The sequence below is a fragment of the Stenotrophomonas sp. SrG genome (assembly GCF_050031795.1).
In the GTDB taxonomy this organism is placed as follows: Bacteria; Pseudomonadota; Gammaproteobacteria; order Xanthomonadales; family Xanthomonadaceae; genus Stenotrophomonas; species Stenotrophomonas rhizophila_A.
This window is the reverse complement of record NZ_JBNBBE010001190.1, coordinates 1-238: the sequence shown is the minus strand read 5'-3', so window position 1 is coordinate 238 and position 238 is coordinate 1. Positions and strand designations below refer to the sequence as shown.

The window sequence follows — 238 nt, the reverse complement described above, 5'->3', positions numbered from 1 at the left end:
AAATGAGGCCACGATCGAATACGTGAAGGACCGCAAGGCCTTCGGCGCGGCGAACGGCACGTTCCAGAAGACCCAGGCCAAGATCGCCGAAATGAAGTGCAAGCTGGACGCAGCACTGCTGCTGACACTGCGCGCGGCATGGGTGAAGGGCCAGGGCAAGCGTTTCAGCAACGAAGCGGCAATCGCCAAGCTCACCGCGTCGGAAGCGGCGATGTGGATCACCCACCAGGCCGTGCAG

The 238-nt window shown here is 62.6% G+C and carries 1 protein-coding gene; it reads left to right on the top strand.

Annotated features, from left to right (window positions below):
• Nucleotides 1–238 (top strand): acyl-CoA dehydrogenase family protein (locus tag ACQG3P_RS23215; protein WP_426806356.1); only part of this gene is annotated, 238 nt, incomplete at both ends.